The sequence below is a fragment of the Lacrimispora xylanolytica genome (genome assembly GCF_026723765.1).
GTDB classification, from domain to species: Bacteria; Bacillota; Clostridia; order Lachnospirales; family Lachnospiraceae; genus Lacrimispora; species Lacrimispora xylanolytica.
In genome coordinates this window covers 2,657,790-2,672,477 of sequence record NZ_CP113524.1, presented here as the reverse complement: position 1 = coordinate 2,672,477, position 14,688 = coordinate 2,657,790, and the positions used below count along the sequence as shown (strand labels likewise).

Annotated in this window: 12 protein-coding genes and 1 other annotated feature; of the genes, 6 read left to right on the top strand and 6 right to left on the bottom strand. The window is 43.4% G+C overall.

Annotated elements, in window-relative coordinates:
* Nucleotides 1-23: 23 nt before the first annotated feature.
* Both OW255_RS12515 and OW255_RS12510 read left to right on the top strand, forming a co-directional pair.
* Nucleotides 24-1,055: a LacI family DNA-binding transcriptional regulator gene (locus OW255_RS12515; RefSeq protein WP_268114280.1), complete on the top strand. Its 1,032-nt coding sequence runs from the start codon at nt 24-26 to the stop codon at nt 1,053-1,055.
* A 30-nt stretch (nt 1,056-1,085) separates the two neighbouring features.
* Nucleotides 1,086-3,032 (top strand): glycoside hydrolase family 127 protein, encoded by a 1,947-nt coding sequence (locus OW255_RS12510; RefSeq protein WP_268114279.1) that lies wholly within the window; start codon nt 1,086-1,088, stop codon nt 3,030-3,032.
* A 123-nt stretch (nt 3,033-3,155) separates the two neighbouring features.
* Here OW255_RS12510 and OW255_RS12505 read toward each other — a convergent pair whose 3' ends face one another.
* From OW255_RS12505 to OW255_RS12495, 3 genes are read right to left on the bottom strand one after another with little or no spacing between them, the layout of a single operon-like run.
* Complete coding sequence (locus OW255_RS12505) at nt 3,156-3,929, bottom strand: ABC transporter ATP-binding protein (protein ID WP_024835604.1); 774 nt, start codon at nt 3,927-3,929, stop codon at nt 3,156-3,158.
* Nucleotides 3,922-4,806 carry an ABC transporter permease gene (locus OW255_RS12500; protein WP_035317574.1) on the bottom strand — a complete coding sequence of 295 codons (885 nt, stop codon included), beginning with the start codon at nt 4,804-4,806 and terminating at the stop codon, nt 3,922-3,924. Before OW255_RS12500 ends, OW255_RS12505 begins: the two co-directional genes overlap by 8 nt.
* 40 nt (nt 4,807-4,846) lie before the next feature.
* Nucleotides 4,847-5,860, bottom strand: coding sequence for an ABC transporter substrate-binding protein (locus tag OW255_RS12495; protein ID WP_024835606.1), 1,014 nt, complete (start codon nt 5,858-5,860; stop codon nt 4,847-4,849).
* Nucleotides 5,861-5,954: 94 nt separating this feature from the next.
* Nucleotides 5,955-6,200, bottom strand: a binding site (T-box leader).
* Between the two features lie 200 nt (nt 6,201-6,400).
* Here OW255_RS12495 and OW255_RS12490 point away from each other — a divergent pair.
* Nucleotides 6,401-6,913, top strand: coding sequence for a cysteine hydrolase family protein (locus tag OW255_RS12490; RefSeq protein ID WP_268114278.1), 513 nt, complete (start codon nt 6,401-6,403; stop codon nt 6,911-6,913).
* Nucleotides 6,914-7,087: 174 nt separating this feature from the next.
* On the opposite strand, the gene aroA is transcribed toward OW255_RS12490, so the two are convergent.
* The 3 genes from aroA to aroF are packed head-to-tail and all read right to left on the bottom strand — an operon-like array spanning nt 7,088 to nt 10,489.
* Entirely contained in the window at nt 7,088-8,365 is a 1,278-nt protein-coding gene (gene aroA, locus OW255_RS12485) for a 3-phosphoshikimate 1-carboxyvinyltransferase (RefSeq protein ID WP_268114277.1), read from the bottom strand.
* A gap of 13 nt (nt 8,366-8,378) precedes the next feature.
* Nucleotides 8,379-9,476: a prephenate dehydrogenase gene (locus OW255_RS12480; protein WP_268114276.1), complete on the bottom strand. Its 1,098-nt coding sequence runs from the start codon at nt 9,474-9,476 to the stop codon at nt 8,379-8,381.
* A complete protein-coding gene (aroF, locus tag OW255_RS12475; protein ID WP_024835610.1) occupies nt 9,473-10,489 on the bottom strand; it encodes a 3-deoxy-7-phosphoheptulonate synthase in 1,017 nt (338 codons plus the stop codon). Before aroF ends, OW255_RS12480 begins: the two co-directional genes overlap by 4 nt.
* A gap of 411 nt (nt 10,490-10,900) precedes the next feature.
* Here aroF and OW255_RS12470 point away from each other — a divergent pair, with 411 nt between their 5' ends.
* From OW255_RS12470 to OW255_RS12460, 3 genes are all read left to right on the top strand, one after another.
* Complete coding sequence (locus OW255_RS12470; RefSeq protein ID WP_268114275.1) at nt 10,901-11,881, top strand: reverse transcriptase family protein; 981 nt, start codon at nt 10,901-10,903, stop codon at nt 11,879-11,881.
* 43 nt (nt 11,882-11,924) lie between these two features.
* Nucleotides 11,925-12,317, top strand: coding sequence for a hypothetical protein (locus tag OW255_RS12465; protein WP_268114274.1), 393 nt, complete (start codon nt 11,925-11,927; stop codon nt 12,315-12,317).
* 155 nt (nt 12,318-12,472) lie between these two features.
* Entirely contained in the window at nt 12,473-14,575 is a 2,103-nt protein-coding gene (locus tag OW255_RS12460) for an elongation factor G (RefSeq protein ID WP_024835613.1), read from the top strand.
* Nucleotides 14,576-14,688 lie beyond the last annotated feature (113 nt).

The window sequence follows — 14,688 nt, the reverse complement described above, 5'->3', positions numbered from 1 at the left end:
GGAAAGAGAGAGTAGGGAGCCCCATGACATTAAAAGAAATTGCATCCATGGCCGGTGTGTCAGTAGCAACTGTTTCGTATGTACTGAATAATACGGCACAGGTGAGCGATGAGACCAGAAAAAAGGTAGAGAAAATCATTAAGGAAACCGGATACCGTTCCAATATCCTGGCAAAGAGTTTAAGAAGGAATGAATCCTTTTTGGTAGGTGTCATTGTAGAGGATGTAACGGTATGGCATACCGCTTATATTATTGACGGAATCAACGAAATTGCAGAGGCAAGAGGATACAATACTGTACTGAGCAATTTAAGGCTGTTAAATAAAATTGAATCTCAATTCGATCACATTTCCAATTATCAAAAGGATATTGATAAAGCACTGGATGTCATGGTCGGAATGCAGGTTGATGGCATTATTTACGTAGGGATGCACGACCGGAAGATCAGCCATATTCTGCGAAATGTTAAAAAACCAGTGGTCTACTGCTACTGTTATACAGACGGAGAAGGGTCATCGGTTCGTTACAGCAATGAAAAGACCGTTTATCAAATGACGCAGATGCTGATCGAACATGGTCACAGAGAGTTTGGGGTGATTAACGGATTAAAGGAGTCAGAACCAGCTGCACTTAGATATCGTGGCCTTCTAAAAGCCCTTAACGAAGCTGGTATCACCTTGAAAGAGGAGAATATAACCTGTGGAAACTGGAACTACCGGGAAGGAAAAGAAGCAGCGAAGAAACTGCTGGATAAGGACAATCACCCCACCGCAATCGTAGCCATGAATGATGATATGGCAGTTGGTGTCTGTGATGCGGCAAAAGAGCTGGGGCTTAAGATTCCGGATGATGTATCTGTTACCGGTTTTGATAACGCAGATATCATTCAATACGTAACGCCACGAATCACAACGGTGGAAAGACCTTTGCAGGAGATGGGGTACCGCTCCATGGAGCTTTTGCTTGAGAGCATAAGCGGGGCCAGTGTGGGGGAAGTGAGCATAACGCTTCCTTGTGCTCTGATTGAAGGAGAGTCTGTAAAAAAACTGAAATAAGGAAAAAAGATAGCAGAGCGAGGGAAAGGTATGGAGGGAAATAAACTGACAAGTGTGGATTTAAAACATATTGAAATACAAGATTCATTTTGGGGAAAATATATCAATCTTGTGGATGAGGTGATCTTACCATTTCAGTGGGAACTTATTAATGACAGAGTGGAAGGTGCAGAAAAAAGCTATTGTATCAGGAATTTCCGTATCGCAGCAGGGAAAGAAACCGGAGAGCATAAGGGCATGGTGTTTCAGGATACAGACGCTGCAAAGTGGCTGGAGGCAGTTGCTTATTCTTTAAATAAAAATAGAAATTCCAGGCTGGAGGAGGCAGCAGATCAAACCATTGATCTGATTGCAGAAGCTCAATGTGAAGATGGGTATTTAAACACGTATTATACCATTACCGGCAATCAAAGATGGTCAAATTTATTTGAAGGACATGAGCTTTATACCGCAGGCCATATGATTGAGGCAGCAGTGGCCTATTATCAGGCAACCGGGAAAAGAAAGTTTCTGGATGTTGTATGCAAGCTTGCTGATTATATCTGCCAGGTCTTTGGACCGGAGGAAGGGAAGATTCATGGTTATCCCGGTCACCCTGAAGTGGAGCTTGCCCTGGTAAAGCTATACCGGATTACAGGAAATAACAACTATCTTTGTCTGGCGGATTATTTTGTAAGAACAAGAGGGGAAAGACCCTGTTATTTTCTAAATGAGGATTGTATCAAAAATGGCAATTACATTTTCCCTGAATTTAAAGATTTCGACCTGGATTATAATCAGTCGCATATGCCGTTAAGTGAACAAATGACTGCGGAAGGCCATGGAGTCCGAGCTGTTTATTTATACAGCGCAATGGCTGATCTGGCCTATGAATACCAGGATGAAGATCTTCTTCGTCAGTGTGAAACGCTCTGGGATAATATTGTAAACAAGAGGATGTATATAACCGGCAGCATTGGGTCCGCGTCTTATGGAGAGCGCTTCACTGGTGATTACGACCTGCCCAATGATACGAATTACTCAGAATCCTGTGCAACGGTAGGTCTTGCCATGTTTTCCAACCGAATGTTTCATCTCACCAGAGATGGAAAGTACATGGATATCGTAGAAAAAGCCTTATATAACACCCTTCTTTCTGGAATTGCAATGGATGGAAAGCATTTCTTTTACGTAAATCCTTTGGAAATGGTGCCGGAGACAGTAAAGAAAAATCCCACCTATCGCCACGTAAAAACAACCAGACAGTTATGGTTTGGTGTGGCCTGCTGTCCTCCCAACATTGCAAGAACCCTTGCTTCCCTTGGAAATTACATATACGCGGTGGACGAACATACCATCTATGTCAATCTTTTCATACAGAGCAGCATTGACTGCCAGCTTTCAGGTAGAAACGTAAATGTAAGGCAGGAGTCCAACTATCCTGAAAGTGGAAAGGTAACTCTCTTTGTAAAGCCTCAGGAAGAGGGCAGCGAATTTACTCTTGCAATACGAATTCCAACCTACTGTAAGGAGGCCGTTCTGAGAATCAATGGAAAAGAAGAATCCCCGCAGCCAGAAAAAGGATATGTACATATAAGACGGCTGTGGAAAAAGGAAGAGGAGGTAGTGATTGAACTGAAGGTTCCCTTCCGTTACGTAAGATCCAATCCCAGGGTACGTCATAATATTGGAAGAATCAGCCTGATGAAAGGGCCGGTGGTCTATTGCCTGGAAGAGGCCGATAACGGGGATTATCTTTCAACCGCAGTCATTGATACCAGGATAGAGCCAAAGGAAGAGTTTGATCATCAGCTCTTAAAGGGGACTTTATGCGCCAGAATAAAAGGGGCACGTATTGACTATGGGAAAACAGGAAGCTCCCTTTATGAGGCGGAGAGGCCTGTCTATAAGGAAGCAGAATTTAAAGCAGTCCCTTACTCCTCCTGGAATAACCGGGGCGAAGGAGAGATGATTGTCTGGATGAGAGAAAAGGATTAAAAGAAATAAAAGAATCAAGGATAAGGCTGAATCAAAAAATGAACTGGCCCTCCATATGTTAGACTGATTCGTCTAATGAATGGAGGCCAGTTCAGATACATGGTTCAGGCTTTTTCTATTTGATTAATTTCCGCATTCAATGCTTATTTCATTGAACTTATCTAAAATGAATTCGATATTTAAGCTGCTTTTCTCCTCATTGGCCTTATCCACCACGGCATTGCCCTGGTGCATCATGAGGAGACGGTTTCCATACTCCACTGCATAACGCAGGTTGTGAGTAACCATGATAGTAGTCAGCTGCTTTTCCTTAACAATCTGGTCCGTCAGTTCCATGATGATTTCAGCTGTTTTAGGATCCAGAGCTGCGGTATGTTCATCTAAAATGAGGAATTCAATGGGGGTCATAGTGGACATTAAAAGGGCCATGGCCTGTCTTTGTCCTCCGGATAATACGCCTACCTTAACATGCAGCTTGTCTTCAAGGCCAAGCCCCAGGGTACGGAGCTGATCTCTATAAAAATCAATTCGGTTCTTACTGGTGCCCGGAAGAAGATTAAAGGGCTTTCCCTTGGTATCGGCAATTGCCATATTTTCAAGGATAGTCATATTGGGGCAGGTTCCCATGGAAGGATTCTGGTAGACTCTTCCAATCCGGCGGAGACGCTTGTGCTCGGCCATATTGGTAATGTCTGAGCCATTGATTTCAATGGAACCGCTGTCTAATGGAATGCTTCCGCAAATAATATTTAACAGAGAAGTCTTTCCGGAACCATTGCTCCCGACCACAGACACAAATTGCTGATCCTGAATCGTCAGATTAAAATTCTGAAACAGGCACATCTCATTGACGGTTCCCTGATTGTAGTATTTGTTAATGTCACGAAGCTCAAGCATGTTTTTTCACCTTCTTTTCTCTTCCGTTGCTTATTACCAGGATTCCTAAAAACAGAGCAGAAGTAATGATCTTTAAGTCGGAAGCTTCCATTCCAAAAAAGATTGCTATGGATACACAGGCCTTGTATACGATGGAGCCGATAATAACAGCAGTGGTTGCTTTAATAGCTCCAAACCGTTTCAGAAGCTTTGTACCAATGATAACATTGGCAAGGCCGATGACGATGGTACCAGTACCCATACTGATTTCAAAAAATCCCTTTTGCTGACAATATACAGAACCAGCAAGAGCAGCAAGGCCGTTAGCAATGGCAAGGCCAAGAATCTTAACGGTTCCCTTGTCTTTGGCAAGAGAGGTGACAAGGGTCTCGTTATCACCCACAGCTCTTAACAGATAGCCGGATCTGGTCTTTAAATACAGATCAAGGAGAACCTTTACGATCAGTACGATAACAGCCAGTATGACAATGACGCTTACATCAGAAAGTCCCTGTGGAATCACGTTGTTAATAAAAGAATTCTCAAAAATAGTATCATTGTTAAAAAACGGGACGTTGGACTTTCCTGCCAGCCTTAAATTAACGGAGTAAAGTGCTGTCATGACAATAATACCGGATAAAAGATCTCTTACCTTTAATTTGACATGGATGATACCCGTAATACACCCGGCCAGGGCACCTGCAACAAACGCAAGGAGCAGAGCGGTTAAAGGACTGACACCAGCCAGAACTAAAACTGCAGTGAGTGCGCCTCCTAAGGGAAAGGTGCCATCTACGGACAGATCCGGAAAATCCAGGATCTTATAGGTAATGTATACGCCCAGTGCCATAATGGCATAGACCAGGCCTTCTTCTAAAACGCCAAGTATAATTGACATGATATAACTTCCTCCAATATGTTCCTATTCATCAATCTCTTTATTTGATTTCTTTAAAAAGCTCAGCTGCGGAATCTGTAAGTTCAGACGGTAAGGTGATTCCCAGATTTTCTGCTACTTTTGTATTTCCGTAGAATGCTGCGTCTTTGATCACTTCATACTTTAATTCGCTTGCTTTTGCTTCGCCTTTTAATACTTTTGCAGCCATTTTACCAGTCTGTTTTCCTAAATCCACATAATCAAGGCCCATGGCAGCGATACAGCCGATTTTAACCTGTTCAATTTCACTTCCAAAAACAGGAATGTTTTTCTTACCTGCTTTGTCTAAAATAAGAGGAAGGGAGCTTACTACTGTATTATCAGTTAAATTATTTAAACAGTCAACTTTTCCTAAAAGATTATCTGTTGCAAGAGGAATGTCAGCAGTAGCAGAGACTGGTCCTTCCACAATTTCAAAGCCGTAATTGGAAGCAGCCTTCTTGTATTCTGCAATGGCAGCCTCTGAGTTTACTTCGCTCGTGCTGTAAAGAATACCAATGGTCTTTGCGTCAGGAAGAATTTTGCGGATCATCTCAAGCTGTTTTTCCACTGGAAGCTTATCGCTGGTTCCTGTTACTTCTCCCACAGAGCTTCCGTCTTCCTTCGCCAGTGCTGCGGCAACTGGATCAGTGACAGCAGTGTAGATGACTGGAATGTCAGTCTTTTTTGCACCGCTGTAAGCAGCCTGTGCCATAGGAGTTGCAATGGCACAGATAAGATCTGTTTTCTTTGCAATAAAGTTATTGATGATCTGGCTTCCGGTACCTCCATCTGCCTGAGCATTTTCGTACATAATGGTAAGGTTTTTGCCGTCCTCGATTCCTTCTTCCTTTAAGCCCTGGATAAAGCCTTCCCGGCAGTTATCAAGAGAACCGTGCTCTGCAAACTGAGCGATACCAATGGTATAGTTTCCTTCGTTAGAAGAGGCTGAGTCTTTTGCAGGAGCCTTGGAACAGGCAGAGAGTGCAGCGGCAGCAATCGCTGTGATTACTAACAGTTTAACAGATTTTTTCATAAAATATGTCCTCCTAAATTGATTTACGTTGAGAGAGTCAATGAATATTAAGTTTCCTGGAAATAAAAAAAGCCCCAAGTACGTAGTTCTACATACTTGAGACGAATTATACAATCCGCGGTGCCACTCAAATTGACTTTAAAAAAAGCCCACTTTTCATATACTAACATATATGCCACCAGTAATAACGGTTGTGGAATCCGTCAGCCCCTACAAACAATTAGGTTCAGGGCCGCCCTCAAAAGTCCATTCGGCTATCCGCTTTATACCGCACTCGCACCAACGGCGGCTCTCTGAAATATCGCAGGGAAAGCTTACTTCTCTTTTTCAACGGTTTGTTTTATTAGTCACTATCTTAATGCGTTAAAGTCATTTTGTCAATATGTATTTGAAAAAACCTCAATAAGTAATTTTCCATATCTGGAAGCCCTTAGAAGACTTGCATGATACATAAGGAATTTGTTATAATATACGCACATAACATGGAATGTTTCATGCTTAAGATAAAGAAATATAAATTGTGACTGGAGGTTTTTGCTTATGAAACGATTGCTGGTTGTAGTGGATATGCAAAAGGATTTTATCGATGGTTCTCTAGGTACCCGGGAAGCTTTGTCCATTGTCCCCAGGGTAAAGGAAAAAATAGAAGAATATATGGCGACGGCTGACGATGTGGTTTTTACCCTGGATACTCATGAAGAAAACTACTTAGATACACAGGAAGGGAAAAAACTGCCGGTTCTACACTGCATCAGGGGAAGCGAAGGATGGGAACTTCATAGCTCTCTGAAGGATTATGAAGGAAAGCGATTTGAAAAAAGAACGTTCGGGAGTGACGAATTAAGCGCATATATCAAAGGCAGGAATTATGAATCCATAGAGCTTGTGGGGCTTTGTACCGATATTTGTGTCATTTCCAATGCGCTTCTCCTTAAGGCATTTTCACCGGAGACCCCTATTCGTGTGGATTCCTCCTGTTGCGCAGGAGTGACCCCGCAAAGCCATGAGAATGCGTTAAATGCTATGAAGGTATGTCACATAGAGGTAGTCTGATTACGTGCATTTTTAAAACACACCCTAGTTAAATATTGGCAAAGAAAGATACGCATGGATTTGAGTTTCCAATAGGGTAAACTCAAATCCATGCGTATCTTATTTATTAAGCACCATTGGTTTTGTTTGTTATCATAGTAGAGGTATCGCAATATTACATTCCTAGGTTGTGTTTTAACGTCTCAGCATTTCCAGATCATTATAAAAGCCAGGATATGATATATTAACGCATTCTGACCCCAGAATCTCTGTTTCACCGCCTGCACATAATCCGGTAACTGCAAAGGTCATGGCAATCCTGTGATCCAGCTGGCTGTCGATGACGGCCCCGTGGAGGGGCTTGCCGCCACGAATGATCATGCCATCCTCTGTCTCGGTAACATCAGCTCCCATGGCAGTAAGATTCCTGACCATGACTTCAATCCGGTTGGATTCCTTTACTTTTAATTCTGCGGCATCCTTTATAATGGTTTCTCCCTCTGCAAAGCAAGCCATGGCAGCGATCATAGGCAGCTCATCGATAAGCCTTGGTATGATAGCTCCTTCAATAGTTGTGCCATGAAGAGAAGAGTATTTAACAAGAATATCGGCAGTTGGCTCGCCGGAATCCGTGTTTTCATTTAACAGCGTGATGTCGGCGCCCATATCCCGGCATACAGAAAGGATGCCGTCTCTGGTGGGATTGATGCCTGTATTTCGGATGAGGATTTCAGAGCCTGGAACCATAAGTCCTGCTGCAATAAAGAAAGCAGCAGAAGAGATGTCACCCGGCACATTGATTTTATTTCCGAATAATTCCTCAGGCGGAGCAATACAGGCTGTGGTTCCTTCTGTTCTCACATCTGCACCGAAGTATTTTAACATGATTTCGGAATGGTTTCTGGAAATATAAGGCTCCGTAACCTTTGTTTCTCCTTCTGCATATAAGCCGGCTAATAAAATAGATGATTTTATCTGGGCAGAAGCCACCTGGCTGGTATAGTGAATGCCGTGAAGCTTCGTTCCGCTTAAGGAAAGAGGGGCACAACCATTATTATTAATACTTGTTATATGGGCTCCCATGAGAGAAAGGGGCTCCATAATCCGCTTCATAGGCCGTTTCCTTATGGATTCGTCTCCGGTCAGTGTAACATCAAAATCCTGGGCAGCCAGAATGCCGGAAATGAGACGGGTAGTGGTACCGCTGTTGCCGCAGTCAAGAGTGTCGGAAGGCTTTCTTAACCCTCTGAGGCCCCTTCCTTCTACAATCACGGAATCTCCGCTTATCTCTATGGAAACACCCATTTTTTGAAAGCAGGAGATGGTGGAGAGACAATCAGCGCCAGATAGAAAATGGGTGATTTCTGTGGTTCCTTTTGCAATGGAGCCAAACATAACGCTGCGGTGAGATATGGATTTATCTCCTGGAATGGTTATTTCTCCCTTTAATGGGGAGGCTTTTGTAAATTTCATAAAGTAACCTCTCTTAGTTCGGTATTAAGTCATAATGATATCGTTCCAACTGCTTCCAAGCGTTGTCCATGGCTTCTTTATCGTAAAATGCAATTCTTAGAGTGCCTTCTCCGTGCTCTCTGTTATGGTTAATGCCGATGTTCCTTATGCTGATGCCCTTAGCTGCTAAAATAACGGCAAGTGTGGAAATAGCTCCCACCTCATCCGCCATGTTGACTGTAAAGGTATAATCAGGTTCAATAAGACCTCTGGCTTTTTCTGAAAAGGAATCCCTGTAATCTCTGGAAGTCTCAAACAGCCGATGGATATACTGATTATCCTTATCCTCCAGCACCTTTACGATATCATTTAGAGAATCAATGTAGCGTTTCAGGATGAGGGAAAGGTTCCCACTGTTGGTCATGCAGATCTGCTCCCACATCTCTGGGGAAGAAGATGCGATTCGGGTAATATCCTTGAAACCGCCGGCAGAAAGGCGCTTCATCAGCTCCTGGCTGTTATCGGAATCCTTCACCAGATTGACCAGACTGGAAGCTACAATATGAGGCAGATGGCTGATGGCCGCCACCACAAAGTCGTGCTCCTTATAATCCAGTACCAGTGGAATGGAACCGATGGCATTCCCGATATCCACCATTCGATTGATCTGATCTTCTGTGGAGAGGGCAGTAGGAGTAATGATATAATAAGCATTTTCAAGAAGATGGACGGAGGAATTTTCAAATCCTGTCTTTTCAGAGCCTGCCATTGGGTGCCCTCCGATGAAGCAGTGCTCCAGGCCAAGACGAATAACCGCTTCGTGAATATCCGTCTTGGTGCTGCCAACATCGGTTATAATGGCCCCTGGCTTAAGAAAGGGCTTAATCTTATCTAAGTAATCTGCATTGAATTCCACAGGAGCACAAAGAAAAATCAAATCACATTCATTCAGTTCTTCCCCGATTCCATCTAAGATGACATCTACGATTCCTTCTTCTCTGGCCTTTAAAAGCCTGGATTTGGATCGCATATATGCCATGATTTTAGTATCAGGATTCATACGCTTGATCCCCCTGGCAATGGAGCCACCAATCAGACCAAGCCCGATAAAGGCAATGGAAGCTTCACTCATTTCATATTCCTCCCGGAAAGTTCTGCATAAGGCTTAAGCTCATCCATAAGATGATCGAACTGTTCAAAGGTCAGAGACTGAGGACCGTCTGACAATGCGCAGGCTGGGCAAGGATGAACCTCTACGATAAGTCCGTCAGCACCAACTGCCAGTGATGCCTTTGAAATAGGCTCAATGTAAGCACGTACGCCTGTGGCATGGCTTGGATCGATAATAACTGGTAAATGGCTCTTGGACCTTATGACTGGTACTGCACTGATGTCCAGCGTGTTTCTGGTAGCAGTCTCATAAGTACGGATGCCTCGTTCGCAGAGAACGATATTAGGATTTCCCTCAGAAGCAATGTACTCCGCTGCATTCAGCCATTCATCGATGGTGGCACATAATCCTCTTTTTAAAAGAACAGGAACACCGGCCTTGCCTGCTTCTTTTAAAAGCTCAAAGTTCTGCATGTTCCGGGCTCCAATTTGTACCATATCAACATATTTTACTGCAGTTTCCAGTGCACGTAAACTGGTAGCTTCGCAAATAATATTAAGTCCCGTCGCTTCCCTTGCTTCCTTCATGAACTTTAAGCCTTCTTCTTCCAGGCCCTGGAATGCGTAAGGTGAGGTTCTTGGCTTGTATGCACCGCCTCTTAAAAACTGGGCGCCAGCTTTTTTTACAGCGAAAGCAGTCTCCATGAGCATGTCATGGTTTTCAATGGCACATGGTCCTGCCATCATGGTAAAATGTCCCGGTCCGATTTTTGCTGTACCAACAGAAATCACGGAATCGTCGGGATGGAACTTTTTGTTTACTAGTTTGTAAGTTTCTGTCACTGATACGATTTTATCAACACCTTCTATCAGTTCAATATTTGCACTTTGCAGCTTTGATTTGTCACCAACAACACCTACGATGGTAACCTGAGTCCCTTTGGACAAATGTGCCTGAAGGCCATTTTCCTCAATGATTTGCTTGATTTTAAGTACAGCTTCCTCGGAAGCATTAGGCTTCATAATGATTATCATAAACTATGTTCTCCCTTTTTTCAAATATTTAATCCCCATTGTATCCGATAGGGTTCTTGTTGTCAACGCTTTTATACTTTAAAGTTTAACACTTTAACGTATATTGGCGTTTTATGGGCATTTACCATGAAAAGGATGGATTAAAATTTTATCCTGTGATAAAATATTTCACATAACAGCAGAAGCAATAGTTTTTCCGGATTAAGCATTCGGCCGGGCAGCGAGTCGCTGTCCGGATCATCATAGGATCATAATAGACCGCAAGCTGCTGCGAAGTACCACCGCACATTGCATGTGCATGCGCATGTGCGGGACACATGCGTGCGTACGTCTTCGCATCTTACGGTATCATTTTAGTATTGCTTCTGCTGATATACTTCTGGTTGACTGACGAAGCGGAGGAATTGGTCTATGTATGGGACAGAACTTTGGAAATATAGTACGCCGGAGCATTGCCGGGACATGCTATTGTCTTTTAAACTTCTTAGCGAGGATTGGCCGGATGAAAAGGCGATTGGCTGCCTCTATGCCATAAGCAATCATACGGAGCGTCATTATCATACCGTACTGATACCAAAAAGCGATGGAACAAAGCGCAAGCTTCTTGTACCAGATGATCTATTAAAAATGATTCAGAGAAACATAACAAAACATGTGCTATCCGAATTTGAAGTGTCTTCCTGTGCGGCTGCCTACCGAAAGGGCACTTCAGTTCTTACCAATGCATCAGTCCATACAGGAAAGAAATTGGTGCTAAAAATGGATATTGAAGACTTTTTTGGAAGCATTACCTTCCCCATGGTCTTAAACAGTGCATTTTCAGGCCGGTATTTTCCACCATCCGTGGGAACTATGCTTACGGCTCTGTGCTGTTATCGGGATTATCTGCCACAGGGGGCACCTTCTTCCCCTGCAATATCCAATCTTGTTATGAGACCGTTTGATGATTATATGAAGGTGTGGTGCAAAAAAAGGAATATTTCTTATACCAGATACTGTGATGATATGACATTCTCAGGAGATTTTCAGCCAGGTCCGGTGATACGGAAGGTATCTGGTTTTTTAAACGATATGGGCTTTTCCTTAAATCAGGGAAAGACAAGAATTATTTCCTGGGGAAGGAGACAGACGGTTACTGGTATTGTAGTCAATCGAAAACCTAAGGTCTCTCCGGAATACCGGAGAAAACTGCGCCAGGAAGTATTTTACTGCTTAAAATATGGAGCCAAATCCCATATTGCAGTGACAGGAAGAGAGGAACCGGATGAGGAAAGAGAGCGCCGGTATCTTCGTTCCCTTCTTGGAAAGATCCAGTATCTTCTCTATATCAATCCTGATGATATATGGTTTGCAAAAGCAAAGGGAAAAATACAAAGTATACTTGAAACATAAGAGGCTTGTCTGGTATAATAGAAAAAACAGGTGGAGGGAAGATATGAGAACACGATGGAAAAGACTGGCCGCCTACGGGACACGCTGTGCGCTCTTTATTGGAGCCATGATATGGATTCCTGGGTCCCCTGTACAGATTGAGGCAATGGCTCAGACAGACTCTGTAGTTTCGTGGTGTGAGTGGCAGCAGGAACAGGACGGCTGGAAACTTAAAAACAGTGACGGTTCCTATGCAAAAGGTTGTTTTAGTGCAGTGGATAATATATGGTATTATTTTGATCAGGACGGTTATATGGTAACCGGGTGGCAGCAGGTGGGCAATGACTGGTATTATTTTGAGAAGGACGGCCATATGGTCACGGGCCCAGCTTATGTAGGGCAGACATACTATTATTTTGAATCAAGTGGAAAGCTGGATAAAAGCTTTTATGAATAGGATTGACGGAGAAAGAGGGCTGAGCCCTCTTTTCTTTTGTATAAAAAGAAAAATGTCGAAAAATAATTGTACAAATTGCATGACATGCTTGCAATTATACGACATTTTTAGTAAAATATTATCATAGACTTAAATACGGAACAGGAGGAATGTTTATGAACGTGTATGGAACCAAACAGATCCGTAACGTCGCCTTACTCGGGCACGGGGGAGCCGGTAAAACCACCCTGGCAGAAGCAATGGCGTTCGTGACCGGAGCCATCGGCAGAATGGGTAAAATCGTCGACGGTAATACCATCAGCGATTATGACAAAGAAGAGACAAAGAGACAGTTTTCTATCTCCACTTCTCTGATTCCTTTGGAGTATGAAGGAGAAGATGGGCCAATAAAGGTCAACTTACTTGATACTCCCGGGTATTTTGATTTTGTTGGAGAGGTTGAAGAGGCCATCAGTGTGGCGGATGCAGCCGTGATTGTAGTAAACTGCAAAGCAGGAATCGAAGTTGGTACATATAAGGCATGGGAGATGTGTGAGAAGTACAAGCTTCCAAGGCTTTTCTTTGTAACCAATATGGATGACGACCAGGCGAGTTTCAGGGAACTGTTACTAAAGCTGGAAAAGGAATTTGGAAGGAAGATAGCACCGTTCCATCTTCCCATTCGTGAAAATGAAAAGTTCATAGGTTTTGTCAATGTGGTAAAAATGGCCGGAAGACGGTTCACGACCAACAGTGACTATGTGGAATGTGAGATTCCGGAATACAGTCAGAAGAACTTGGGAATAGCCCGTGAAGCTCTTATGGAAGCGGTGGCTGAAACAAGCGAAGAATACATGGAGCGTTATTTTACAGGAGATGAATTCACACTGGATGAGATTTCATCTGCATTGAGAGAGCATGTGACAGAAGGTAATATTGTTCCGGTCATGTTAGGATCAGGTCTTTACGCCCAGGGAGCCAAGATGGTGCTTCAGGCAATTGACAAATACTTCCCATCGCCGGATCACTACGAATGCATTGGCGTGGATATTTCCACAGGAGAACGGTTCACGGCCAAGTACAATGACAACGTATCCTTATCGGCACGGGTATTTAAGACCATTGTGGATCCTTTTATCGGTAAATACTCTCTTCTTAAAATCTGTACCGGCACATTAAAACCTGATTCCGTTATATTTAACGTCAACAAGGATTCTGAGGAGAAGATCGGAAAACTGTATGTGTTAAGAGGAAAGGAAGCCATTGAAGTTTCTGAGTTAAAAGCAGGAGACATCGGAGCCGTTTCTAAGCTTAATGTGACTCAGACAGGAGATACCATAGCACTTCGTTCTGCGCCTATTGTATACCATAAGCCAGAGATTTCAACTCCTTATACTTATATGCGTTACAAGACGAAAACAAAGGGTGATGATGATAAGGTATCCAACGCCCTATCAAAGCTCACAGAGGAAGACTGGACCTTAAAGGTGGTTAATGATACAGAGAACCGTCAGTCCCTTATATATGCCATCGGAGACCAGCAGCTTGAAGTAGCAGTAAGCAAGCTGTTAAACCGTTATAAAGTAGAGATTGAACTGAGCAAGCCTAAATTTGCGTACCGGGAGACCATACGTAAAAAAGTGGAAGTTCAGGGGAAATATAAAAAGCAGTCCGGAGGACATGGACAGTATGGAGATGTTAAGATGTCCTTTGAACCCTCCGGTGATCTGGAAAAGCCATATATCTTTGAAGAGACAGTCTTTGGCGGAGCGGTGCCGAGAAACTATTTCCCGGCTGTTGAAAAGGGCGTGGCAGAATGCGTGCAAAAAGGCCCGCTGGCAGCGTATCCGGTGGTTGGCATCAAGGCAACGCTTCTTGATGGTTCCTATCATCCTGTAGACTCCTCAGAGCTGGCCTTTAAGATGGCGGCAACCATGGCCTTTAAAAAAGGCTTTATGGATGCAAATCCTGTTCTGTTAGAACCCATCGCTTCCCTGAAAGTAAGAGTTCCTGATAAATTTACAGGAGACGTTATGGGAGATTTAAACCGCAGAAGAGGCCGTGTGCTTGGCATGAATTCCGATCATCACGGAAAACAGATCATCGAAGCGGATATACCGGTTTCCGAGATGTTTGGTTATAATACAGACCTTCGGTCCATGACCGGCGGAATGGGTACCTTCGAATATGAATTCAGCCGTTACGAACTTGCGCCTGGTGATATCCAGAAGAAAGAGGTGGAAGAGCGGGCAGCAAAGGTTGATAAGGGAACGGTATAAATCAATAAAATCCTAAGAATTATTTAATTAGGAGGCGGCATATTTATGCCGCCTCCTGCTGTACTTTATAGATTTTGATTCCTCTGCAGAATTGCGCTTTTTCCTTGGCTGTG

What these genes read in the sequence shown, in the direction of transcription:
- OW255_RS12515 (WP_268114280.1), top strand. Translation starts at nt 24, where the DNA reads ATGACATTAAAAGAAATTGCATCCATGGCCGGTGTGTCAGTAGCAACT.
- OW255_RS12510 (WP_268114279.1), top strand. Translation starts at nt 1,086, where the DNA reads ATGGAGGGAAATAAACTGACAAGTGTGGATTTAAAACATATTGAAATA.
- OW255_RS12505 (WP_024835604.1), bottom strand. Translation starts at nt 3,929, where the DNA reads ATGCTTGAGCTTCGTGACATTAACAAATACTACAATCAGGGAACCGTC.
- OW255_RS12500 (WP_035317574.1), bottom strand. Translation starts at nt 4,806, where the DNA reads ATGTCAATTATACTTGGCGTTTTAGAAGAAGGCCTGGTCTATGCCATT.
- OW255_RS12495 (WP_024835606.1), bottom strand. Translation starts at nt 5,860, where the DNA reads ATGAAAAAATCTGTTAAACTGTTAGTAATCACAGCGATTGCTGCCGCT.
- OW255_RS12490 (WP_268114278.1), top strand. Translation starts at nt 6,401, where the DNA reads ATGAAACGATTGCTGGTTGTAGTGGATATGCAAAAGGATTTTATCGAT.
- aroA (WP_268114277.1), bottom strand. Translation starts at nt 8,365, where the DNA reads ATGAAATTTACAAAAGCCTCCCCATTAAAGGGAGAAATAACCATTCCA.
- OW255_RS12480 (WP_268114276.1), bottom strand. Translation starts at nt 9,476, where the DNA reads ATGAGTGAAGCTTCCATTGCCTTTATCGGGCTTGGTCTGATTGGTGGC.
- aroF (WP_024835610.1), bottom strand. Translation starts at nt 10,489, where the DNA reads ATGATAATCATTATGAAGCCTAATGCTTCCGAGGAAGCTGTACTTAAA.
- OW255_RS12470 (WP_268114275.1), top strand. Translation starts at nt 10,901, where the DNA reads ATGTATGGGACAGAACTTTGGAAATATAGTACGCCGGAGCATTGCCGG.
- OW255_RS12465 (WP_268114274.1), top strand. Translation starts at nt 11,925, where the DNA reads ATGAGAACACGATGGAAAAGACTGGCCGCCTACGGGACACGCTGTGCG.
- OW255_RS12460 (WP_024835613.1), top strand. Translation starts at nt 12,473, where the DNA reads ATGAACGTGTATGGAACCAAACAGATCCGTAACGTCGCCTTACTCGGG.